The organism is Micromonospora sp. NPDC005171 (assembly GCF_040608575.1).
Lineage (GTDB): Bacteria > Actinomycetota > Actinomycetes > Mycobacteriales > Micromonosporaceae > Micromonospora.
Genome location: NZ_JBEXIM010000001.1, coordinates 482,130 through 503,877, shown reverse-complemented (window position 1 = coordinate 503,877; position 21,748 = coordinate 482,130). Strand labels below are relative to the sequence as shown.

Annotated in this window: 20 protein-coding genes; 13 read left to right on the top strand and 7 right to left on the bottom strand. The window is 72.0% G+C overall.

What is annotated here, in order from left to right:
* Positions 1–417: 417 nt before the first annotated feature.
* Together ABZU74_RS02325 and ABZU74_RS02320 are read left to right on the top strand one after the other, a co-directional pair.
* A complete protein-coding gene (locus ABZU74_RS02325; RefSeq protein WP_355417411.1) occupies positions 418–1,305 on the top strand; it encodes a hypothetical protein in 888 nt (295 codons plus the stop codon).
* Positions 1,306–1,370: 65 nt separating this feature from the next.
* The gene (locus tag ABZU74_RS02320; RefSeq protein ID WP_355417408.1) at positions 1,371–1,994 is read left to right on the top strand and encodes a phosphatase PAP2 family protein; all 624 of its coding nucleotides are present in this window, start codon (positions 1,371–1,373) and stop codon (positions 1,992–1,994) included.
* A 142-nt stretch (positions 1,995–2,136) separates the two neighbouring features.
* Here the strand turns inward: ABZU74_RS02320 and ABZU74_RS02315 are convergent, their stop codons facing one another.
* The 3 genes from ABZU74_RS02315 to ABZU74_RS02305 are packed head-to-tail and all read right to left on the bottom strand — an operon-like array spanning position 2,137 to position 6,920.
* On the bottom strand, positions 2,137–3,360 hold the full coding sequence (locus tag ABZU74_RS02315; RefSeq protein WP_355417405.1) for a hypothetical protein: 1,224 nt from the start codon (positions 3,358–3,360) through the stop codon (positions 2,137–2,139).
* A gap of 57 nt (positions 3,361–3,417) precedes the next feature.
* A complete protein-coding gene (locus ABZU74_RS02310; protein WP_355417402.1) occupies positions 3,418–5,103 on the bottom strand; it encodes a GTPase in 1,686 nt (561 codons plus the stop codon).
* Positions 5,100–6,920 carry an ABC transporter gene (locus ABZU74_RS02305; RefSeq protein ID WP_355417399.1) on the bottom strand — a complete coding sequence of 607 codons (1,821 nt, stop codon included), beginning with the start codon at positions 6,918–6,920 and terminating at the stop codon, positions 5,100–5,102. The genes ABZU74_RS02310 and ABZU74_RS02305 overlap by 4 nt, the downstream gene beginning before the upstream one ends.
* A 220-nt stretch (positions 6,921–7,140) precedes the next feature.
* Between ABZU74_RS02305 and dnaK the strand changes: the two genes are divergently transcribed.
* From dnaK to ABZU74_RS02280, 5 genes are all read left to right on the top strand, one after another.
* A complete protein-coding gene (dnaK, locus tag ABZU74_RS02300) occupies positions 7,141–9,009 on the top strand; it encodes a molecular chaperone DnaK (RefSeq protein WP_355417396.1) in 1,869 nt (622 codons plus the stop codon).
* Positions 9,010–9,057: 48 nt separating this feature from the next.
* Complete coding sequence (grpE, locus tag ABZU74_RS02295) at positions 9,058–9,816, top strand: nucleotide exchange factor GrpE (RefSeq protein WP_355417393.1); 759 nt, start codon at positions 9,058–9,060, stop codon at positions 9,814–9,816.
* Positions 9,817–9,901: 85 nt separating this feature from the next.
* Entirely contained in the window at positions 9,902–11,083 is a 1,182-nt protein-coding gene (gene dnaJ, locus ABZU74_RS02290) for a molecular chaperone DnaJ (protein WP_355417390.1), read from the top strand.
* Positions 11,084–11,113: 30 nt separating this feature from the next.
* Complete coding sequence (locus tag ABZU74_RS02285) at positions 11,114–11,554, top strand: helix-turn-helix transcriptional regulator (RefSeq protein WP_030332087.1); 441 nt, start codon at positions 11,114–11,116, stop codon at positions 11,552–11,554.
* A 136-nt stretch (positions 11,555–11,690) separates the two neighbouring features.
* Positions 11,691–11,885: a hypothetical protein gene (locus tag ABZU74_RS02280; RefSeq protein WP_355417387.1), complete on the top strand. Its 195-nt coding sequence runs from the start codon at positions 11,691–11,693 to the stop codon at positions 11,883–11,885.
* Between the two features lie 74 nt (positions 11,886–11,959).
* Here the strand turns inward: ABZU74_RS02280 and ABZU74_RS02275 are convergent, their stop codons facing one another.
* Positions 11,960–12,391, bottom strand: a complete 432-nt coding sequence (locus ABZU74_RS02275; RefSeq protein ID WP_196920473.1) for a hypothetical protein — start codon at positions 12,389–12,391, stop codon at positions 11,960–11,962.
* Positions 12,392–12,562: 171 nt separating this feature from the next.
* Here ABZU74_RS02275 and ABZU74_RS02270 point away from each other — a divergent pair, with 171 nt between their 5' ends.
* Positions 12,563–13,021 carry a GNAT family N-acetyltransferase gene (locus ABZU74_RS02270; protein WP_355417384.1) on the top strand — a complete coding sequence of 153 codons (459 nt, stop codon included), beginning with the start codon at positions 12,563–12,565 and terminating at the stop codon, positions 13,019–13,021.
* Here ABZU74_RS02270 and ABZU74_RS02265 read toward each other — a convergent pair.
* The 3 genes from ABZU74_RS02265 to ABZU74_RS02255 form a co-directional block, all read right to left on the bottom strand.
* Positions 13,010–14,224, bottom strand: a complete 1,215-nt coding sequence (locus ABZU74_RS02265) for a cation:proton antiporter (protein WP_196920475.1) — start codon at positions 14,222–14,224, stop codon at positions 13,010–13,012. The two genes, ABZU74_RS02270 and ABZU74_RS02265, sit on opposite strands and share 12 nt — an antisense overlap.
* A 5-nt stretch (positions 14,225–14,229) precedes the next feature.
* A complete protein-coding gene (locus tag ABZU74_RS02260) occupies positions 14,230–14,730 on the bottom strand; it encodes a TrkA C-terminal domain-containing protein (RefSeq protein ID WP_030332098.1) in 501 nt (166 codons plus the stop codon).
* Between the two features lie 236 nt (positions 14,731–14,966).
* Positions 14,967–16,103, bottom strand: a complete 1,137-nt coding sequence (locus ABZU74_RS02255; protein WP_355417381.1) for an epoxide hydrolase — start codon at positions 16,101–16,103, stop codon at positions 14,967–14,969.
* 85 nt (positions 16,104–16,188) lie between these two features.
* On the opposite strand from ABZU74_RS02255, the gene ABZU74_RS02250 reads away from it, so the two are divergent.
* From ABZU74_RS02250 to ABZU74_RS02230, 5 genes are all read left to right on the top strand, one after another.
* On the top strand, positions 16,189–16,833 hold the full coding sequence (locus ABZU74_RS02250; RefSeq protein ID WP_355417378.1) for a helix-turn-helix domain-containing protein: 645 nt from the start codon (positions 16,189–16,191) through the stop codon (positions 16,831–16,833).
* An 85-nt stretch (positions 16,834–16,918) separates the two neighbouring features.
* The gene (gene clpB, locus ABZU74_RS02245; RefSeq protein WP_355417374.1) at positions 16,919–19,510 is read left to right on the top strand and encodes an ATP-dependent chaperone ClpB; all 2,592 of its coding nucleotides are present in this window, start codon (positions 16,919–16,921) and stop codon (positions 19,508–19,510) included.
* A 136-nt stretch (positions 19,511–19,646) separates the two neighbouring features.
* Entirely contained in the window at positions 19,647–20,030 is a 384-nt protein-coding gene (locus ABZU74_RS02240; RefSeq protein ID WP_355417371.1) for a hypothetical protein, read from the top strand.
* A gap of 69 nt (positions 20,031–20,099) precedes the next feature.
* Positions 20,100–21,008, top strand: a complete 909-nt coding sequence (locus ABZU74_RS02235) for a hypothetical protein (RefSeq protein WP_355417368.1) — start codon at positions 20,100–20,102, stop codon at positions 21,006–21,008.
* Positions 21,009–21,138: 130 nt separating this feature from the next.
* Complete coding sequence (locus tag ABZU74_RS02230) at positions 21,139–21,675, top strand: DUF4178 domain-containing protein (protein WP_355418229.1); 537 nt, start codon at positions 21,139–21,141, stop codon at positions 21,673–21,675.
* The last annotated feature ends 73 nt before the right edge of the window (positions 21,676–21,748 follow it).

Here is a 21,748-nt window from a genome sequence, read left to right as displayed (position 1 = left end):
CCGGTGGGGGTTGCCGCACGGCGTGACCCGGGTTCTGGCCGAACCCGGATCGGGAGCGCCGGCGCTCAACCGCGCCTGCCGCGAGGGTGCGCGGAGGTCACGGCTGCGTTGCCGTCGTGCTCCATATTCGCAGAGCAGGTGAGCGCGCCCACAGTACGCCTGCCCCCGCACTTCGGCCGCCCAAGCTTTGACGCCGTTTGTCGCCATCATCCCGGCCCGCGTTTCCCGTGCGGTGCGGCACGATTCGTCACCGTTCGGCCAGCACCGCGTGTCGACACGCTGCGGAGGTTGGCTTACTGAGGGTGACTACGCAAGGCTGATTCCCGCAGGATCGCGCCTATCGGGTTAATTGTCTGGTTTATGCCCCCCGGCGGCGTCCATCCATGTCCTCCGACGGCCGACGACAAGGGGTGCGCGGTGTACGAGCCAGGTGACGGTCCCGGCACGCCAGCGCTTGGTCGGCACCGGTCGGCGGGCGGCTACCGCCGGATGGTCGGCGTTCACCGTGCCCCCGGCGCCGGTGGCCCCACCCGCGGTTACCTGCTCACCGTCGCGCTGCTGGCCGGCACCGCATCGATGCCGATCCTCGCCGCGATCAGCGCCGGCTCGGCCACCCCGGGCAGCACCGCCCTGCCGGACAGCAGCACCCCGTTCATGCCGACCCCGTCCGTCGGGCCGGTGGTGATCCCGCTGCCGATGACCAGCCAACCGCCGCCTCCGCCGCCCGGCACACCAAGCGTCGGTCCGACCAGCGGCTGGCTGCCCGCCGCCCTGCGGCGTCCACAGGACGGGCCCGCCGCGGCCGACCCCAGACCGGCCCTGCGGACGACCGCCCCGCCGGTGGCACCCAAACCCACCCGGGGCAGCTCGCCGCCCGTACCCCCGCCCGTCGCGCCGCCGCCGACCGACCCGGACCCGACCGATCCGACCGATCCGACCGATCCGCCGGACCCGGACCCGACCGACCCGCCGGACTCGGACCCCACCGATCCGCCGGACCCGGACCCCACCGGCCCGGAGCCGACCCGCTCGGCCGACCCGGAGCCGACCGCGACACTGGGCCCGACGCCCACACTGGACCCGACGCTGGCGCCGACACCCACGCCGACCGACGAGGCGACCGCGACCGCCGTGCCGACCAGCACCCGGTCCGTGCCGCCCCCCACCCCCACGCCACCCGCAGAACCGACCCGCCGGCCCAGCCCGGCGATCCCGACGCCGTCGGCCGTCGCCCCGCCGCCCAGTGTCAGCATGGCGCCGCTGGCCGGACCGAGGCACCCGGCGGTGTCACCAGCGGTACGGTGACGATCAGGCGCGGTCCGTCCGGCGTCGGCGGTGTTCGGCGGTAGGCGCGTACCGGAGGGGGTGGCGTGGGCGGCGGTGCGGAACTCCGCCCGGTCACCACCCGACCCGGCCCGGGGCTGCGGATCGCCCGGCTGGTCACCGAGGTGACCGCCCCTGCGGTGCTCGTGTCGCTGTTGATCCTCACGGTGAGCTGGCACAGCGCCAGCCGCCCCGGTCAGGGCCTCGTCTGGGGCCTGCTCGCCACTCTCTTCGTCACCGGCATTCCGTTCGCCTACATCGTCGGCGGGGTACGCCGTGGTCGGCTCACCGACCACCACGTCGGCCGCCGGGAGCAGCGCCGGGCGCCGCTGCTGGTCGGCGTCGGTTCGGTCGCGGCGGGGCTCGCCGTGCTCGCCGTGTTCGGCGCGCCCCGCCCGGTGCTGGCCCTGGCGGTGGCCGGCCTCGTCGGCCTCGTCGTCGCCGTGTCGGTCAGCCACTGGTGGAAGATGTCGATCCACTCGGCGGTGGCCGCCGGCACGCTTGTCATCCTGATGCTGACCTTCGGGACGTGGCTGGTCGTCGCCACACCGCTGTGGGCGGTGGTCGGCTGGTCCCGGGTCCGGCTGCGGGACCACACGGTGGCGCAGGTGCTGGCCGGAGGCACGCTCGGCGCCCTGGTCGCCGCGGTGGTCTTCGGCCTGCTGCGATAGCCGGACCAGGCCGGGTGCGCTCGCCGGCCGGGCCCGGTTCGCTAACCGGACCAGGCCCGCTGCGCCAGCCGGCCAGGGCGGGCGGCGCGCTTGGGCCGGGTCCTGGGGTGGGCGGCGTGAAGCCGCCCACCATCGGACGCGGTCAGGCGCCGTCGTCGGCGAGGCGGTGCCGGTTCGCCTCGATCCACGCGTCCAGCGCGGCCGGGTCGTCCGGGTCCACCCCGTCGGCCATCAGCTGCGCCACCGCGGCGGTGGCCGCGCTGCGCCGCTCACCGGTCGAGTAGAGGCGGGCGAACTCCGGCACCATCTCCTCGATCGCCTCGTCGGTGCGGGTCGTCGCGGCCTCGGGCAGCCCGCGCTGGCGTGACGCGTACCGCGCCCAGGCCCGCAGCACCCGGGGCAGCATCGCCGCGTCGTCCATGTCCAGCACGGCCCGGCGGTGCACCCAGTCGAGCAGGAAGAGCCCGGACACCGCAGGGCTCCAGCGCATCGGATCGGCGTCCGGGAAGCTCGCCGAGTGGTCCAGCAGCAGGCTCAGGCAGAAGTGCAGAGAGGCCAACTCGGGGCCGTCGACGGCGTCCAACCCGAAGCGGACGGCCTCCGGCGCGGCGAGGAACCGCCGGACCAGGTCGGTGCGCTCGGCCGCGGAGAGCGGCTCGACCTCCGCCGGACCGGTCGGGTCGGCCGCGGTGGGCAGCACCGCCAGCCGGGCCCCGACCAACGCCCGGTCGGTCGCGAGCGACCCCTCGCCGGGCAACTCGCCCAGGTCGTCGGTGACGGCCAGGTGGCGAGCCACCTCACCCCGGAGCCGGGCCGGATCTTCGGTACGGAACCAGGTCAACTCGTCGTCGGCGCACATCTGCCGGACCTGGTCCAGGATCCGTTCGGCCGGCCCACCCACGAATATGTCCTTGGTGATCCCGATGTTGTGGTCCACCAGGGCCACCAGCGCGTGCTCCGAGCCGCCCGAATCGTCGTCGTAGGCGAAGGTCGCGAGGTAGGAGGTCTGATCTCCGTACACGTCGCCGTACGCCCAGGTGCCGGTGAGGTGCACCCGGCCGAGCTGGGCCGTCCAGGCGGGCGCCTGGCTGCCCGCACGCACCCGCTCGGTGCCGTCGGCGGTCGGGACGAGCGTGGCGAAGACCTGCCGGATGGTGGTCGCCGCCGTGACCCTGCGGCGGGCGGTGGCGGCGAGGAAGCCGGTGACAAACTCCCGTACGGCGGCGTCGCGGTCGGTCTCCGCGATCGCGTAGACACTGCCCAGCAGGGCGCTGCCGAGCATCTCGGCGTCGAGGGCGGACTCCAGCTTGGTCACGTCGCGTGCGGCGTGCAGCACCGCGTCGTAGGGGGTCTGAGGCGTGGCCATGCTCCGACCCTACGCCGCCTGAGGCGTACGCAGAGCGGTAGCGAGCCGTGCGGAGCGTCAGCGGTGCGCGGCGTCCCGCAGCGCGTCGCGTGCCTGCGCGTATGAGCCGAGCACGATCCGTACCGGTGTCAGCACGTACTCGTCGCCCACCTGGGCGACCCGTGCCGTCAGCCGCTGGTCGGCACGGGCACGGGCGCGCCGGGCGGCCCAGCGCACCACCGGACGGGTCAGCGCCGCCACCAGCAGCCCGGCCAGCAGGCCGCCGAGCAGGAGCACCGTCGGCAGCGGAACCTCGCCGACCATCGGGTTGTCCAGCGCGGGCAGGCCGAGCGCCCGCAGCGCGTAGCCGAGCACCAGCCAGCCCAGCCCGACCACGGCGGCGAGGGTGACCAACCACTGCACGCCGCCGACGATCCGCCACCACAGCGGTCGACGGTCGAGGCCGAGATCGGTGCCGGCGATCGTGCGGTCCAGGGCGTCCGGCAGGTCGCCGAGGCGGGACCGGGCGGCGGAGGTCACCGCGCCGGGCCAGGCGGCGGGCAGGTCCGCGGCGGCCCGGTCGGCCACCGCGCGGATGGCGAGGCCGAGCGCCGAGCGCTGGGCGGCCGTCGGGTCCGGTACCGAGGTGGCCGCGACCATGCTCTCCGCCGGGTCGGCCTGGTCGCCGGCCGGGCCGGGCAGGTGCAGTCGGCGCAGCGGGTCGGGTCGCAACCGCCGCCAGCCCCGGACCACGGGCCAGCCGGTGGCCGCGCCGGCCCGGTGCCGGTACGCCCGCTCGACGGCCTCGGTCACCGTGGGCACCCCGGCCGCCCCGGCCAACGCCCGGTTCAACCCGGTGACGGCGGCGTCGTCCGGCCCACCCGCCGGCCGGGCCGAGCCGACCAGCTCGTCCAGGCCGGCGACGACCGTGTCGACGTCACCCGCGAGTCGGCGCAACGCGGCCTGCCGCTCGGCGACCGTGCGCTCCAGGGCGTTGCGCAGCCCGACCATCCCGGCCGGATCGATGGCGGTGGTGGCCAGCAGGGGCACACCGGTCAGCCCGTCCGTGTCGAGCAGCCGACGCAGGTCGTCCAGGACCCGGGGCACCTCGGCCGGGGGCAGCCGGTCGACCTGGTTGAGCACGACCACTGTGACGTCCCGGTGCCTGTGGAACTCGCGCAGGTAACTGTCGTGGATGACCCGGTCGGCGTACTTCTGCGGGTCGACCACCCAGACCACCTGGTCGACCAGGCCGAGGAGTCGGTCCACCTCGAGCCGGTGAGATCGCTGCACCGAGTCGAAGTCGGGCAGGTCGAGCAGGATCAGCCCGTGCAGGGCCGTCTCGTCGTCCGCGTCCAGGGCGCTCTCCCGGACGAAGCGGTGTCGGGGCAGGACGCCGATCCAGTCGAGCAGATGGTTGGCGCCCTCCAACGGCCCCCACACGCAGGCGTGGGTGACGCCGGTGGTCGGCCGACGGACCCCGACCGGCGAGAGTTCCAGTTGGGCCAGCGCGTTGAAGAGGCTGGACTTGCCGCTGCCGGTGGCACCGGCGAGGGCGACCACCGTGTGGTCCCGGGACAGCGCGAGCCGGGTGCCGGCCCGTTCGACCAGTGTGTGCGCGGGCACCAGGTCGGAGTCCGGCAGCAGGCCGTCCACGGCGGTCAGGAACCGGCGTACCGCGTCCAGTCGGGCGATCAGCGCGTCGGCGTCGACCCGCTGGTCCCCGCGGAACACCTCACGGACCCGGCCGGCGATGTTGCTCACCGAAAACCCTCCTCGTCGCGGGCGGACAGGCCGCTGCGATGTCGGGCCAGCTCGACCCGGCCGGCGGCCCGGCGCAGCCCGTCGCCGGCGTCCGCGGCGGGGCGGGCGTCGGCGGTGCGGCTCAAGAAGCGGTCGGCCTCCGCGTCGAGCAGCGTCCGCACCCGGTCCAGCAGGTCGGTGCGGGCCTTGGCGGCGAGGGTACGCACCGCCTGGTCGCCGAAGATCGCCTGGAGGACGGCCTGTGCGGCGACAGTGGTGCCGGCCCCGGTGGCCAACTCCAGCCCGGTCGGGATGAACGCGGTGGAGGCGAAGACGGCGATCATCACGGCCAGCCCGGTGGCGTTCACCGCGTACGCGGCGGTGCGGGCCACGAACCGCTTGTCGCCGCCCTCGACCCGGACCAGTTCCAGAACTCCGCGCTGCCAGTCCCGGACCATGCGTTCGGCCCGCTCGGGTAGTTCCTCGCTCGGGTGGGCGAGCGCCGGGTCGAGCAGCCCGGCGCCGGCCGGGTGTGCCTTCCACCCGGTGTACGAGGACTCGGCGGCCTCCGAGGCCACCCCGCGCAGCAACGTCACCAACTGGGACTCGATGGCGTTGCGCAGCTCGACGGCGGGTGCCGGCCGACCGGTAACGGCGGCCACGACCCGGTCCCGGAGCCGGCCGATCCGTGCCTCAAGGTTGCGGAACAGCTCACCGGTGCCGACGAACTCCTGCCAGCGGGCGAGCACCTCACCGCGGAGCAGCCGGCCGTCCTGGAGCCCTTGCTCGACGGTGCGCTCGGCACCCCGGTACGCGGCCCGGACCCGTTCGTCCAGCACGTCGGCGGCGGCGAGCTGCTCGTCGGCGGCGTCGGCCAGCTCCTCCACCGTGGGGTGGAGCGCGGCCAGCGCCCCGTCGAGGGTCTGGCGGACCACCGCCGCCCGAGCGTCCACGTCGGCGGCCAACCGGGCGAACCAGTCGGCCAGCGGGGCGGTCACCCCCTCGGGCAGCAGCCCCTGACCGTCGACCCAGGTCTCGGGCAACACGAACAGCGGCGCCCGGCCGAGGTCCTGCTCGGCGAGCATCTCGGTCAGGTGCGCGGCGATCTCGTCGGTGGCCTCGGCGGGCACCCGGTCCAGCACCATGGCGATCACCGCGCCGCGCGCCCGGGCGCTGCGCAGCAGCTCCCAGGGCACCGCGTCGGCGTAGCGGGCGGCGGTGGTGACGAAGAGCCACAGGTCGGCGGCGGCCAGCAGTTGGGTGGCGAGCGCCCGGTTGGCGTCGACGACCGAGTCGATGTCGGGGGCGTCGAGGAAGGCCAGCCCGGCGGGCAGGGCCGGGGCGGTGACCAGGTGCAGGGCCCGCGGGTCGTCGCTCGGCTCGGTGGTGCGGGTGAGCCCGGGCAGGAGGTCGCCCTGCCGGAACCAGGCCGCGTCGGACGGGTTGCAGACCAGCACCGGCGAGCGGGTGGTGGGCCGGAGCACACCGGCCGCGCTGACCCGGGCCTTGACGAGACTGTTGACCAGGGTCGACTTGCCGGCGCCGGTGGAACCGCCGACCACCACGAGCAGTGGGGCGTCCAGCCGGGCGAGCCGGGGCAGCAGGTAGTCGTCGAGCTGGTCGGTGAGGGCTGCGGCGGTGTGCCGGGCGGAGCTGGCAGAGGGCAGCGCGAGGGGATACCGGGTCGCGCCGATCGCCTCCCGGAGGCCCGACAGTGCGCCGGGGAGGCTGTCGTCCCCGGTGGTGGCGGGCGGCTCCTCCGCGGCGTCCGGCGGGTCGGTGCGGGCTGCGACGGCGGGCGCACCGGAACGGGTGGCGGGATCGCCGTGCGTCGTCACCGCTAAAGCGTGCCCGACCGATGCAAGGGAAGACAACCGGACGGTAATAACGGCTGGGTTGCGTCGGGTTGACTCAAGTCAACTTGACGATTGGCCAACGCGTGGCACTATTGAGTCAAGTTCACTCAACTTGTGGTGGGGCCCGCTGCGGGCGGTGCTCGCCAGCAGCCCACGGGCGACGCCCGTCACCTGCACAACCTTACGAAGCGAGGAAGCGAAGATGGCACGTGCGGTCGGTATCGACCTCGGCACGACGAACTCCTGCGTCAGCGTTCTCGAGGGCGGTGAGCCCACCGTCATCGCCAACGCTGAGGGGTCGCGGACGACTCCTTCGATCGTCGCGTTCGCCCGCAACGGCGAGGTGCTCGTCGGTGAGGTCGCCAAGCGCCAAGCGGTGACCAACCCGGATCGGACGATCCGGTCGGTCAAGCGCGAGGTCGGCACGAACTGGTCCGTCGACATCGACGGCAAGAAGTACACCCCGCAGGAGATTTCCGCCCGGACGCTGATGAAGCTCAAGCGGGACGCCGAGGCGTACCTGGGCGAGCAGATCACCGACGCGGTGATCACCGTGCCGGCGTACTTCAACGACAGCCAGCGCCAGGCCACCAAGGAGGCCGGCGAGATCGCCGGCTTCAACGTGCTGCGGATCGTCAACGAGCCGACCGCGGCCGCCCTGGCGTACGGGCTGGACAAGGGCTCCAAGGAGCAGACCGTCCTGGTCTTCGACCTCGGCGGCGGCACCTTCGACGTGTCGCTGCTGGAGCTGGCCGAGGGCGTCATCGAGGTCAAGTCGACGAGCGGTGACAACCACCTCGGCGGCGACGACTGGGACCAGCGGATCATCGACCACCTGGTCAAGACGTTCCGTGGCGAGCACGGCATCGACCTCGGCCAGGACAAGATGGCCCTCCAGCGGCTCCGTGAGGCCGCCGAGAAGGCCAAGATCGAGCTGTCCGCCGCCACCACCACCAACATCAACCTGCCGTACATCACCGCCGGGGCGGCCGGCCCGCTGCACCTCGACGTGACGCTCAGCCGCGCCGAGTTCCAGCGGATGACGCAGGACCTGCTGGACCGGTGCAAGGGCCCGTTCGAGCAGGCCGTGAAGGACGCCGGGATCAAGATCTCCGACGTCGAGCACGTCATCCTGGTCGGCGGTTCGACCCGGATGCCCGCCGTGACCGACCTGGTCAAGCAGCTCACCGGTCGCGACCCCAACAAGGGCGTCAACCCGGATGAGGTCGTCGCCGTCGGCGCCGCCCTGCAGGCCGGTGTGCTCAAGGGTGAGGTCAAGGACGTCCTGCTGCTCGACGTGACCCCGCTGAGCCTGGGCATCGAGACCAAGGGCGGCATCTTCACCAAGCTGATCGAGCGCAACACCACCATCCCGACCAAGCGCTCCGAGGTCTTCACCACGGCGGACGACAACCAGCCGTCGGTGCTGATCCAGGTGTTCCAGGGTGAGCGGGAGATCGCGGCCTACAACAAGAAGCTCGGCACCTTCGAGCTGACCGGCCTCCCGCCGGCGCCGCGCGGCGTGCCGCAGATCGAGGTCGCCTTCGACATCGACGCCAACGGCATCGTCAACGTGCACGCCAAGGACCTGGGCACCGGCAAGGAACAGAAGATGACGATCACCGGCGGCTCCTCGCTGCCGAAGGACGACATCGAGCGGATGCGCCGGGACGCCGAGGAGCACGCGGAGGAGGACAAGCGCCGCCGCGACGACGCCGAGACCCGCAACGTGGCCGAGGCGCTCCAGTGGCAGACCGAGAAGTTCCTCGCCGAGAGCGGCGACAAGCTGCCCAGCGAGAACCGCGAGCAGCTCAACGAGGCGCTCGGCGAGCTGCGTGGCGCCCTCGGCGGTCAGGACATCGAGAAGATCAAGTCGGCGCACGAGAAGCTGGCGCAGGTCTCGCAGCAGGCCGGTTCGCTGCTCTACTCGCAGCAGGCCGAGCAGGGTCAGCAGCCGGGTGGCGAGCCCGGCCCGGGTGCGACCGGTGCGACCGGCGCGACCGGCGCGCAGGCCGGCGGCGCTGACGACGTGGTCGACGCGGAAATCGTGGACGAGGACGGCAAGAAGTGACCGTCGGCCTCCGACACGTTTCCACCGCGAAGGGGATGAGGTAGCCGCATGACGCAGAAGCCACGAGCCGTCGACCCGGACGACACCGGGTCGACGCCGGGTGGCTCCGCGCCCGCGGAGCCGACCACCGGCGACGGGGAGCGGGTCGTCATCCGCAACAACCGCAAGCTCGTCGACACCGCCGAGCCGGAGGGCACCGCCGCTGACGCGGAAACCGGCGTGCCGGCCGAGGGACTGGTCGAGGACGCCGAGGTAGTGGTCGACGAGATCGAGATCGAGGTCAACTCCACCGACGGGCCGGAACCGTCCGGTCCGCCGGTGGTGGACGCCCCGGCGCAGCCGGCTGGCGGCGGCGGCCCGAGCACCTCGCTCGGCGCCGAGCTGGAGGCGCTCCGGGCCGAGCTGGACGAACGGACTAGGGACCTGCAGCGGGTGTCGGCGGAATACGCCAACTACCGCAAGCGGGTCGACCGTGACCGCAGCCTCGTGCAGGAGCAGGCGACCGGATCGGTGCTGGCCGCGCTGCTGCCGATCCTGGACGACCTGGACCGGGCGCGGGAACACGGCGACCTGGTCGGGCCGTTCGGCACGGTGGCGGAACAGCTCACCACCGCGCTGGGCAAGTTCGGCCTGAACGCCTTCGGCGAGCAGGGCGACCCGTTCGACCCGACCCGGCACGAGGCGGTCGCGCACCAGACCTCGGCCGACGTCAGCGAGCCGACCTGCGTACAGGTCATGCGACGCGGCTACCAGCTCGGTGAGCGGCTGCTGCGCCCCGCGCTGGTCGCGGTCGCGGATCCGGAATAGTGCCAGACAGTGACCGGGTCGTCCCGCTCACCGCACAGCGGTGGGCGGGACGGCCGGGCCACCAGGGTCGGAAGGAGGTGGACCGGTGAGTTCGAAGGACTGGATCGAGAAGGACTTCTACGCCGTGCTCGGCGTGGACAAGGCCGCCTCCGCGGATGACATCAAGAAGGCGTACCGCAAGGTGGCCCGGGAGTCGCACCCGGACCACAACCCGGGCGACCCGAAGGCCGAGGAGCGGTTCAAGGCCGCGTCCGAGGCGTACAACGTGCTGTCGGACAGCGGCCGCCGTCGCGAGTACGACGAGATGCGTTCGCTCTTCGGCTCGGGCGCGTTCCGGCGCAACGCCCGAGGTGGGGGTCAGCCAGGCGGCATGCCGTTCGACGTCTCCGACATGTTCGGCGGCGGCGGAGGCGGCGATCGCCGCTTCGGAGGCGCTGGCTTCCAGGACCTGTTCAGCTCGATCTTCAGCGGGGGGCAGGCCGGTGGGCAGGCCGCGCCACGCGGTCCGGCCCGTGGTCGGGACGTGGAGACCGAGGTGGCGCTGGACTTCGGCGACGCGGTGCGTGGGGTGACGCTGCCCCTGACGCTGCGCGCGCCGGGAGTCTGTGACACCTGCCATGGCAACGGGGCCAAGCCCGGCACCCAGCCGCGTACCTGCCAGGTCTGTCATGGTGCCGGCGTGACCACCCGCAACCAGGGGTCGTTCAGCTTCTCCGAGCCGTGCCGCAACTGCCAGGGCGTCGGCACCGTGGTCGAGGAGAAGTGCCCGGAGTGCCACGGCAGTGGCGGTGTCACCAAGACCCGCACCATGAACGTGCGCTTCCCGGCGGGGGTCGCCGACGGGCAACGCATCCGGCTGGCCGGGCGCGGCGAGCCGGGCGAGCGCGGTGGCCCGGCCGGCGACCTCTTCGTGCACGTCAAGGTTCGGCCGGACGAGCTGTTCGGGCGTACCGGAGACGACCTGACGCTGACCGTGCCGGTCACCTTCGCGGAGGCCGTCCTCGGCACGGACCTGCGGGTGCCCACGCTCGACGGCGCGGTGACCCTGCGGGTGCCGCCGGGAACGCCGAGCGGGCGGGTGCTGCGGGCCCGGGGCAAGGGTGTGGTCCGCCGCGACGGGCAGGCCGGCGACCTGCTGGTCACGCTGGACGTGGTGGTGCCGGCCCGGTTGTCGGACGAGGCACGCACGGCGCTGGAGTCGTTCGCCGAGCAGACCCCGCCGGCGGCCCGGGAACATCTCGACGCACGGGTGCGTCGAGTCAGCTAGTCCGGTGGAATGGACGCGGAGGTGAGCGGGATGTCGGGCGAGTTCCTCGGTTCGGGCGACCCTGCCTACGAGGCCAAGGTGCTGATGATCTCGGTGGCGGCGCGGATGGCGGGGATGCACCCGCAGACCCTGCGCCAGTACGACCGGCTGGGGCTGGTGCAGCCCGGTCGGGCCGCCGGTGGCGGGCGTCGCTACAGCGTCCGCGACGTGGTGCTGCTGCGCGAGGTGCAGCGGCTCAGCCAGGACGACGGGATAAACCTGGCCGGCGTCAAGCGGATCATCGGGCTGGAGCGACTGCTGGAGCAGGCGCAGCAGCGGGTGGCCCGGCTGGAGGCGGAGCTGGACGCCGCGTACCGCCGGGTGGCCGAGCTGGAGTCGCTGGCCCGCTTCCCGGGCCGTGATCTGGTGCCGACAAACCGCACGTCCACCGCCCTGGTGGTGTGGCGTCCCCGCCGCACGCCCGATCGCTGACCTACCGCTCACCCGGAGCTGTCTTCTCGGCCCGGACCGCGCTGGATTCCCGGCGCGGTCCGGGCCGCTTCGGTTAGCCTGTCGATAAGGGTCCAATCGGCTTAATCCGGACCTACCGGCATGGCGAGGGGGAGCGATGGCGGAGCCGGCGAAGAAGGTGGCCCAGCAGACGGAGGACCGGTTGGAGAACCTGGCCGAGGCCGTCCGCAAGAAGTTCGACAAGGTGACCGAGGGGACCTACCGGGACCGGATCGTCGGCGGCCGGTTCGCCGAAGACGGCGACCACGCCGGCGAAGCGGGCCGAGCCGAGACGGAACGCAAGCAGGACTGACCGGTAACCGACGTGCGGGCCGGGACCCACGGGGGGTCCCGGCCCGTTCGGTGCAATGAACGGGTCGATCCAGTTCAGCCGAGGCGGCGGTTTTCGCGGACCAGGCCGCCCTCGCACCAGTCCCGGTAGACGAAGAGCTCCGGTCGGGCCAGCAGCACCCGGCCGTTGTGCGCCCAGATCCTCATCAGGTCGTCGCCGTCCCGCTCGGCCTGTTCGACGAGCTTGCGAAAGCGGCGCTTGGGGTGGGCGCGGAAGTTCGTCCGGATGCCGTCGGCCGCGTAGATGTAGAGGCAGTGCAGCGCGAAACGCCGGGCCGGACAGGTTGGATCCATGGCCAACTCGAAAAGTGTCAACACCAGTCGGTCGCCGGAGACCAGCAGGTCCCAGTCGGGTGGCATCGAGGCCAACGGCACCGAATCGGGCTTGTATGCCCAAGCTCGCAACTCCGCCGGAGTCGGATCGACGGGGTTGGCGAAGCCGTGGAACGTCGACTCTTGCACGCTCACCGGCCAACCTTCCGCTCTCGCCCGCGTCTGGCAACGCTGCCTGCGGACCTGGCTGCTGGGGCGAAACGGTAACCCGCCGCCGGGTGCTGCGGTAGTCCCCGTGGGGAGCAATTCCGCAACCGTTGGCATGGCCGGCTCCACTGCATCGACAGCGCGGCCGATGATGCTGCTATGACAATCCATGTTCGACGGTTACAGCGGGGCGCCGAGGCCCAGTTCGTGATGGGGCTGGAGTGGCTATTCACCCCTCCCGGTAGTCGTCCCGTGGATTGGGACGACGACCGCGCTGTCGAGCGGACCGCGCAATTGCTCGCAAAAGAAGACGTCGCATTCTTCGAGGCGCGTTCGGATGAGGATCAGTTGGTCGGCGTGGCCAGTGTCTACCTGGACATCCTCTCGGTGCGTTTCGGCCGCCGGGCTTCGATCGAGGATCTCGCTGTGCACCCTGACTGGCGCTCCCAGGGTGTCGGCTCCCACCTTTTGGCGGCGGCCAGGGCGTGGGCGCACGAACAGGGTGCCGACTATGTCTTCCTGGAGTCCGGTCTGGCCCGCACCGAGGCGCACCGCTTCTACCTTCGCGAGGGTGCGACCCACGCCGCCGCAGCGTTCAGATGGAGCTCAGTGCAGTGAGTCGGCGACCGGAATCCGTTCCTGCCGCTGGGCCGCCGCGCGGTTGCGCAGCCACCGCTTGAACCACGGGAAGTCCGGCAGCCGGGCCAGGATGGGCCCGGTCACCACGGTAATCAGGACGTACGTCGCGGCCAGCGCTGCCAACCGCGGCTCGACGCTCCCGGCGGCCACAGCGAGCCCGGCGATGACGATGGAGAACTCACCTCGGGGTACGAGTGCCAGGCCGGCCCGCCATCGACCGGGTTCGGCGATGCCGACCCGGCGGGCGGCGAGGTAACCGGTGAGCGTCTTCGTCGCCATGGTGACAACGGCCAACGCGAGCGCCGGCAGCAGCACCGGCGGGATGTCCCGTGGGTCGGTGACCAGGCCGAAGAAGACGAAGAACACCGCCGCGAACAGGTCCCGCAGCGGCGAGAGCAACTCGGTCGCGTGATGCGCCACCGGGCCGGAGAGCGCGATGCCGACCAGGAACGCGCCGACCGCCGCCGACACCTGGAGCTTCGCTGCGAGCCCGGCGATCAGCAGGGTCAGCCCGAGTACACCGAGCAGCAGCGCCTCCGGGTCCTTCGCCGACAGGGCGGAGGAGATGAGGTGGCCGTACCGGATGGCGACCACCAGCACGAGCAGCACCGTGCCCACCGCGACGGCGAGCGCGATGCCGCCACCGAGCAGGCCGGTGCCGGCCAGGACGGCGGTGACCAGCGGCAGGTAGAGCGCCATCGCCAGGTCCTCGATCACGAGGACCGAGAGGATCACCGGGGTTTCCCGGTTACCGAGTCGTCCCAGGTCGGCGAGGACCTTGGCGATCACGCCGGAGGAGGAGACCCAGGTGATGCCACCGAGCACGAGGGCGGCGACCCAGTCCCAGCCGAGCAGCAGGGCGAAAGCCGCTCCGGGCAGCGCGTTGAACACGCCGTCGATCAGCCCTGCCGGGGCCGCCGACCGGAGGTTGCCGACCAGTTCGTTGGCCGAGTATTCCAAGCCGAGCATCACCAGCAGCAGGATGACGCCGATCTCGGCGCCCACCGCGAAGAACTCCTCGCTCGCGGCGAGCGGAAGTAGCCCGCCGTGCCCGAAGGCCAACCCGGCGAGCAGGTAGAGGGGGATGGGTGACAGGCCTACCCGGCGGCTGAGCCGACCGAGGACGCCAAGCAGCAGCAGCAGCGCGCCGACTTCGACGAGCAGAGTTGTGGAATCGTGCATCCGCCTCAGCCGTCCGGGTCACTGTCGGCGAGGATGGCGGAGACGCCGTCGAGACCTCTACGGGTCCCGACAACGACCACCACGTCGCCGGCCGCGAAGCGGAAGGAGGGGAGTGGCGAGACGATCACTTCGCCTTCGCGCAGCACTGCCACGATGGAGGCGCTGGTGCGGGTACGCGCCTTGGTGTCGCCGAGCTTCCGGTTGACGTACGGCGAACCGGCCGTGATGGCGATCTGCTCGGTGAGCAGACCGGCGGCCTGCTCGCGGAGCCCGGAGAGTTGACCGAGCATCAGCGACGCGCCGAGGATGTCGGCCAGAGCCTCGGCCTCGTCGTCGGTCAGCGGAATGTCCGACTGGCAGGCGTCGGGGTCGTCGGGATCGTAGAGGACGAGATCACGGCGGCCGTTGCGGTGGGAAACGACGCCCAGGCGGCGTCCGGACTCCGTCACCAGATCGTGACGTACCCCGATCCCGGGTAAGGCGGTCTGCTCGACACGTACTCGCACTCGCCAAGGCTACCGCTTCGTGAACAGAGCGCAGATCTTGGACGGACAGCGCCAATCGGACCGAGGCGACCGGCTGTGATCGACTCGGTCTTCATGATGTCGCGGGGTCCTGGCGGTCCGGATGCCCCGACTTCATGCAAGCCCAGTGGATCAACCGTGTCGGTGCCGGGGACCGGGTCGGGACGCGCCGGTGCCCGCGCCGGCGGAACGGGCGCGGGCACCGGAGCACGCCGTGGTCAGCGGAGGCTGGCGAAGAACTCGCGGATGTCGCTGACCAGAACCTCGGTGGCCTGGTGGGCCGCGTAGTGGCCGCCGACGTCGCCCCGGCCGTCGACGTCGGTCTCGTACGCCGTCCACCGGACGATGTTCGCGTGGTCCCGCTCGGCGAAGCGGCGGATGGACTGGAAGTCGCCGGGGAACATGGCCAGCGCGGTCGGAGCGGTGGTCGGCTCGGTCGGCGGCTCGCCGGCGTGCGCGTCCTCCCAGTAGAGCCGGATCGCCGAGGCGGCCGTCCCGGTGAACCAGTAGAGCGCCACGTTGGCCAGGATGAAGTCGGCGTCCAGGCTCTCGTCGAAGAGTTGGGCGTTCCAGGCGAGCAGCCCCACCGGCGAGTCGGCCAGCGCGAATGCCAGGGTCTGCGGCTGCTGACTGTGCACCTGGTTGAAGGAGAACTTGTTCTCGTAGAACCACTGGAGGTGCCCGAGCGCCGCCTGGTCCGCCTCGGAGAGCCCGGCGAACTCGGCCGGGTCACCCGAGGGGAACGAGAAGAGTTGGGTGACGTGGACGCCGAGCACCCGCTCCGGGGCGACCCGGCCCAGCTCCGGCGCGATCATCGAGCCGGCGTCGTTGCCGACAGCGCCGTAGCTGTCGTACCCCAGGCGGTTCATCAGCTCGGCCCAGGCGCGGGCGGTGCGGAACCGGTTCCAGCCGGCGCTGCGGGTCGGGCCGGAGAAGCCGTATCCGGGCAGCGACGGGATGACCACGTGGAAGGCCGGCGCGTCCGGGTCGGTCGGCTCGGTGAGCGGGGTGATCACGTCGAGGTACTCCAGCACCGAGCCCGGCCAGCCGTGGGTGAGCACCAGCGCTGTGGCGTCCGGCCGGGACGACCGGACGTGCAGGAAGTGGATCCGCTCGCCGTCGATTTCGGTGACGAACTGCGGGTGAGCGTTCAGGCGGGTCTCGACGGCACGCCAGTCGAACTCGCCCCGCCACCTGTCGACGAGGGCGCGCACCCGGTCGGTGCTCATCCCGTACGAGTCGCCCGCGCCGGGCAGGTCGGCGGGCCAGTTGGTGCGGCCCAGCCGGTCGGCCAGGTCGTCGAGGGCGGTCTGCGGGATCTCGACGCGGAACGGGCGGATCGCGGTGTCGCTCATGCCGGAACTCCTTCGGAACGGAATGTTTCGTTCTGCAACCACCATAGCAGAGCGGAACGATCCGTTCCACTGGTAGGGTGAACACATGTCAACGACTTCCGGCAGGACGCTTGGCGGTCGCCGCGCCCAGGCCGCCCGCAACGACGAGGTCATCCTCGAAGCCGCCCGCGCCGTCTTCCTCGACGACCCGAAGGCCCCGATCGCCGCCGTCGCCGAACGCGCCGGCGTCGGCATCAGCGCCCTCTATCGGCGCTACGCGGGCAAGGAGGACCTGCTGCGTCAGCTCTGCCACGACGGGCTGCGCCGGTACGTGGCGGAGGCCGAGGCCGCCCTCGCCGAGCCGGACGACTGGGCCGCGTTCACCGGCTTCCTGACCCGGGTGGTCGACGCCGACGTGCACTCGCTCACCGTCCACCTGGCCGGCACCTTCACCCCGACCGAGGAGATGGGTCGGGACGCGATGCGCGCCGGCGAGTTGGCCACCGCCCTGGTCGACCGGGCGCACGCCAGCGGTCGGCTGCGCCCCGACGCGGTCGTACACGATCTGGGGTTGTTGTTGGAGGCGTGCGCCGCGGTCCGCGTACCCGATCCGGAGCGGACCGGTCAGCTGCGCCGCCGGCAGCTCGCGGTTCTGCTGGCCGGCCTGTCGTCGGCGCCGGGCGCGGACCCGCTGCCCGGCCCGCCCCCGGCGGCCGGCGAGTTCGACTGGCGGTGGCGGCGCCGGGAGTGATGGGCGTCACGCGCTAAGGTTGAGTGGAATACGCTCAACTCTGGTTGTGTCCAACCCAATGGACAACGCCGATCCGGGGGAGCCCATGAACACCGAAAGACTCACCACCAAGAGCCGCGAAACCATCACGGGCGCTGTCGCGCTGGCCAACCAGCGCGGTCACGCCACAGTGGAGCCCTGGCACCTGCTCCTGTCACTCCTGGACACCGACGGCTCGACCGCCACCGGTCTGCTGCGCGCCGTCGGGGCCGACCCGACCGAGCTGCGCCAGGCCGCCCAGCGCGCTGTCGACAACCTGCCGGCCGCCCGCGGTTCCAGCATCGCCGAGCCGACCTTGGCCCGGGAATTCGTCAACGCCATCGGCGCCGCCGAGCAGATCGCCCGGCCGCTGGGCGACGAGTACACCTCCACCGAGCACCTGCTCGCCGGCCTGGCCCGGGTGGGCGGCGCGGTGTCCGGCGCGCTGAAGACCGCCGGCGCCACCGAGGAGGCCCTGGTCGCGGCCTTCCCGACCGTTCGCGGTGGGGACCGCCGGGTCACCACCGCCGACCCCGAGCAGACCTACCAGGCCCTCACCAAGTACGGCGTCGACCTGACCGCCAGCGCCCGGGACGGCAAGATCGACCCGGTCATCGGCCGGGACTCCGAGATCCGTCGGGTCATCCAGGTGCTCTCCCGGCGTACCAAGAACAACCCGGTGCTGATCGGCGAGCCCGGCGTCGGCAAGACCGCGATCGTCGAGGGCCTGGCCCAGCGGATCGTCACCGGCGACGTGCCCGAGTCACTGCGGGACAAGAAGCTGATCTCGCTGGACCTCGGCGCGATGGTCGCCGGCGCACAGTACCGAGGCCAGTTCGAGGAGCGGTTGAAGTCCGTCCTGGAGGAGATCAAGAACTCCAACGGGCAGGTCATCACGTTCCTCGACGAGCTGCACACGGTCGTCGGCGCCGGCAAGGGCGAAGGCTCGATGGACGCCGGCAACATGCTCAAGCCGATGCTGGCCCGTGGTGAGCTGCGGATGGTGGGCGCCACCACGCTCGACGAGTACCGCGAGCACATTGAGAAGGACCCGGCGCTGGAGCGCCGCTTCCAGCCGGTGCTTGTCGGTGAGCCGACCATCGAGGACACCATCGGCATCCTGCGTGGGCTCAAGGAGCGCTACGAGGTGCACCACGGCGTACGGATCACCGACGCCGCCCTGGTCGCCGCCGCGACCCTGTCCGACCGTTACATCACCGACCGGTTCCTGCCGGACAAGGCGATCGACCTGGTCGACGAGTCCGCGTCCCGGCTCCGGATGGAGATCGACTCCCGTCCGGTCGAGGTGGACGAGATCGAGCGGGCGGTCCGCCGGTTGGAGATCGAGGAGATGGCGCTGGCCAAGGAGCCGGACGCCGCCTCGGCCGAGCGGGTGGAGCGACTCCGCAAGGAGTTGGCAGACAAGCGCGAGCAGCTCACAGTGCTCTCCGAGCGCTGGCAGACCGAGAAGAGCCACATCACCAAGCTCTCCACCGCCAAGGAGGAGTTGGAACGCCTCGGCGGTGAGGCCGAGCGGGCCGAGCGGGACGGCGAGTTGGAACGCGCCGCCGAGCTGCGCTACGGCCGGATTCCCGCCCTGAAGGTCGAGCTGAAGCAGGCCGAGGAGGAGCTGGCCCAGCTCCAGGCCGACGGCGCGATGCTCAAGGAGGAGGTCGGCGCGGACGACATCGCCGCTGTGGTCGCCTCCTGGACCGGCATCCCCGCCGGCCGCCTGCTGGAGGGTGAGACGGCCAAGCTGCTGCGGATGGAGGAGTCGCTGGGCGGCCGGGTGGTCGGCCAGACCGAAGCGGTCGGCGCGGTCTCCGACGCGGTACGCCGTGCCCGGGCCGGCATCGCCGACCCGGATCGCCCGACCGGCAGCTTCCTCTTCCTCGGCCCCACCGGCGTCGGCAAGACCGAGCTGGCCAAGGCCCTCGCCGAGTTCCTCTTCGACGACGAGCGGGCGATGGTCCGCATCGACATGAGCGAGTACGGCGAGAAGCACTCGGTCGCCCGCCTGGTGGGTGCCCCACCCGGCTACGTCGGCTACAACGAGGGTGGTCAGCTCACCGAGGCGGTGCGCCGCCGGCCGTACTCGGTGGTGCTGCTGGACGAGGTGGAGAAGGCCCACCCGGACGTGTTCGACGTGCTGCTCCAGGTGCTCGACGACGGCCGGCTCACCGACGGTCAGGGCCGCACTGTGGACTTCCGGAACGCGATCCTCATCCTCACGTCCAACCTCGGGTCGTCGGTGATCAGCGACCTGACGCTCGCCGACGAGCAGCGCCGGGAGGGTGTGCTGGCCGTGGTCCGGTCGCACTTCAAGCCGGAGTTCCTCAACCGGCTGGACGACATCGTGGTCTTCGCCTCGCTGCGCGGGGACGACCTGCGCTCCATCGTCGACATCCAACTGGACCGGATGCGGCGGCGGCTGGCCGACCGCAGGCTGGGCCTGGAGATCACCGACGCCGCCCGGGACTGGCTGGCCGAGCACGGCTACGACCCGATCTACGGCGCCCGCCCGCTGCGCCGTCTGGTCCAGACCGCGATCGGGGACCAACTCGCGAAGGCCCTGCTGTCCGGCCAGATCCGCGACGGCGAAACGGTGAAGGTGGACCGCACCACCGAAACCAACACCCTCTCCGTAACCCCCGCCTGACCAGCCAACCAACCCCCCGCCCACCCCACTTCGACGCCGTTGATCATGAAGCTATTGCCCGACTGCACTGCGTGTCGGGACAATAACTTCATGATCACCGGCGTCGAAGTGGGGTGGGCGGGGAAAGAGTGGGGGCATGTTCGGGTTTGGGAAAGAGAAATGGGAGCGGGAACTTGGTGCGGCCGTCGACACGTTGGTGGCGGCTGACACGCTCGCCTTCGGGGGAGTCGGCTTCGCCGGGACGCTGCTGCCGGTGACGGAGGCGTACGAGCGGGTCTCGGCCGCTCTCGACGACCACCCCGAGGAGGTACGCCGCCAGCTCGACCGGGTGCTGGCCGACGGCACACCCGCCGGCCGGGCGTACGCGGCCACGCTGCTGGAGCGCGTCGACCCGGCGGCGGCCCGAGCGGCCTGGACGTCGCTGCGGGACGATCCGAGCGAGTTCACCACGTTCGTCGGCTGCGTGATGGACCGGGAAACCCTTGGCGCGTATGCCGGTCGGCGGCTCGCCGCAGCATGATCCATTCGCCGGTCGGTGCTGTCCGATTGGTTCTGCCGGCCGTCGACGGCGCGCCGTACGTTGCGAACCATGAGCCCACCCGCCACCGCGCCGCGTCCGCCCCGCCCGGCCACCGTGACCATCGCCTCCTGGCTGCAACTGGCCGTGGTGCTGGTGCTGCTCGGCCTGGCCGCGCTGACCGTGGCCCAGGCGGTGCACTTCGACGGCCAGATCGACCGCGCGGTACGACTGGTGCCCGACGCCGACCCGGACGAGGTGACAGGCGAGCGGCAGGGGAACATCGCCATGGCGCTGATTTTCGGCGTACCGGCGGTGCTGCTCGCGGTCTGGCTGGCGGCAACCGTCGTCCCGGTCCGGCGGGGCGCCAACGTCGCACGGATCCTGGTGTTCGTCGCCAGTGGCGCGCAGCTGCTGATCTGCTTCGCGCAGTGCTGTTCCGCAGGGGTTCTCGGGCCGCTGCTGGCCGCCCCGGAGATGGGGGCGGAGCCGCCACCGGAGTGGGACGAAGAGTGGGAGACCTCGACGTTCCTGGACACGCTCTACGCCGGCACCGATCCCTGGGACGACCTGTTCTTCCCCGCGGCAGGGCTGGGCGTGCTCACCGTTCTGGCCCTCTCCGCAACCGTGGTCATGCTGCTGGCGCTGCCGCCGGCGAACCGCTGGTTCGTGCCGCGTACCGCGAACGAGGCGCCGCCCGGCCCGGCCTGGGCGATGCCCGTTCCCACCTACACCCCGACCGGTTACGGATACCCGACAACTCCGCTCGTGCCGGGCTTCCTGCCGCCGGGCCAGCCGCTCCCACCCGGCTACCTGATCTGCCCCGACCCGGCCGCGCACCTGACGGCGGGCGGGCCGGCCACCTCGCCGGGGCCGACCACCTCACCAGGGCCGACCACCTCACCAGGGCCGACCACCTCACCAGGGCCGACCGCAACGTCGACGGGGCTTCCGCAGGACGCACCCGACGACCTCCGCTAGCTGAGCTGTCGGCCACAGCACGGGCCTTCCTGGTGCCGAGGGTTGTTACCGTCTGCGCCGACGTACCTGGGGAGGTGGTCGGGTGGACGCGCTGGTGACGTGCCTGGTGGCGGCTGTTGCCGTAGTCGCGGTGGTCCTGATCGTCGTGCCGGCCCGCCGGCGGGCGACGAGCCGGGCCGCCGGCCAGCCGGCGGAGTCGCCGCGCGGCGGCCCGCTCCGCCTCACCCCCGGCGACCGCGTGCGGATTCGCCAGCGGGAGTACACGGTGAACGCCACCATCCGCCTGGTCGAGGGCGACTGGAGTTGGGTGCAGCACCTCCTCGACGACGACTCTGGCACCCGCCACCGACTCTCCGTGGAGGACGGCCCCGAACTCGAGCTGGTGCTCTGGACCGCCGAACCGGGCGCCACCGTCACCCCGGGCGCCCCGACCATCGAACTCGGCGGACGGCGCTACACCTGGGCCGAGACCGGGCAGGCGCGTTACACCGCCACCGGAGAGACCGAGCTGCCGGCGACCGGCACGATGCGCTACCACGACTACCAGTCCGGTGGTGCCGCGCGACTCTCCTTCGAGGCGTACGGCGAAGAGGGCTGGAGGGTGGCCCGCGGTGATCTGCTCGACCCCGCCGACCTGACGATCCGCCCCACGCCTGAGGCCCGCTGAGCCGAACCGGACGGGCGCGCCGGGCTCGTCACGGCATGCCGAACCAGCCGGTTGTCGATACGGTGTGGGCGCG

What these genes read in the sequence shown, in the direction of transcription:
- ABZU74_RS02315 (WP_355417405.1), bottom strand. Translation starts at nt 3,360, where the DNA reads ATGGCCACGCCTCAGACCCCCTACGACGCGGTGCTGCACGCCGCACGC.
- dnaK (WP_355417396.1), top strand. Translation starts at nt 7,141, where the DNA reads ATGGCACGTGCGGTCGGTATCGACCTCGGCACGACGAACTCCTGCGTC.
- grpE (WP_355417393.1), top strand. Translation starts at nt 9,058, where the DNA reads ATGACGCAGAAGCCACGAGCCGTCGACCCGGACGACACCGGGTCGACG.
- ABZU74_RS02285 (WP_030332087.1), top strand. Translation starts at nt 11,114, where the DNA reads ATGTCGGGCGAGTTCCTCGGTTCGGGCGACCCTGCCTACGAGGCCAAG.
- ABZU74_RS02280 (WP_355417387.1), top strand. Translation starts at nt 11,691, where the DNA reads ATGGCGGAGCCGGCGAAGAAGGTGGCCCAGCAGACGGAGGACCGGTTG.
- ABZU74_RS02270 (WP_355417384.1), top strand. Translation starts at nt 12,563, where the DNA reads ATGACAATCCATGTTCGACGGTTACAGCGGGGCGCCGAGGCCCAGTTC.
- ABZU74_RS02265 (WP_196920475.1), bottom strand. Translation starts at nt 14,224, where the DNA reads ATGCACGATTCCACAACTCTGCTCGTCGAAGTCGGCGCGCTGCTGCTG.
- ABZU74_RS02255 (WP_355417381.1), bottom strand. Translation starts at nt 16,103, where the DNA reads ATGAGCGACACCGCGATCCGCCCGTTCCGCGTCGAGATCCCGCAGACC.
- ABZU74_RS02250 (WP_355417378.1), top strand. Translation starts at nt 16,189, where the DNA reads ATGTCAACGACTTCCGGCAGGACGCTTGGCGGTCGCCGCGCCCAGGCC.
- clpB (WP_355417374.1), top strand. Translation starts at nt 16,919, where the DNA reads ATGAACACCGAAAGACTCACCACCAAGAGCCGCGAAACCATCACGGGC.
- ABZU74_RS02240 (WP_355417371.1), top strand. Translation starts at nt 19,647, where the DNA reads ATGTTCGGGTTTGGGAAAGAGAAATGGGAGCGGGAACTTGGTGCGGCC.
- ABZU74_RS02235 (WP_355417368.1), top strand. Translation starts at nt 20,100, where the DNA reads ATGAGCCCACCCGCCACCGCGCCGCGTCCGCCCCGCCCGGCCACCGTG.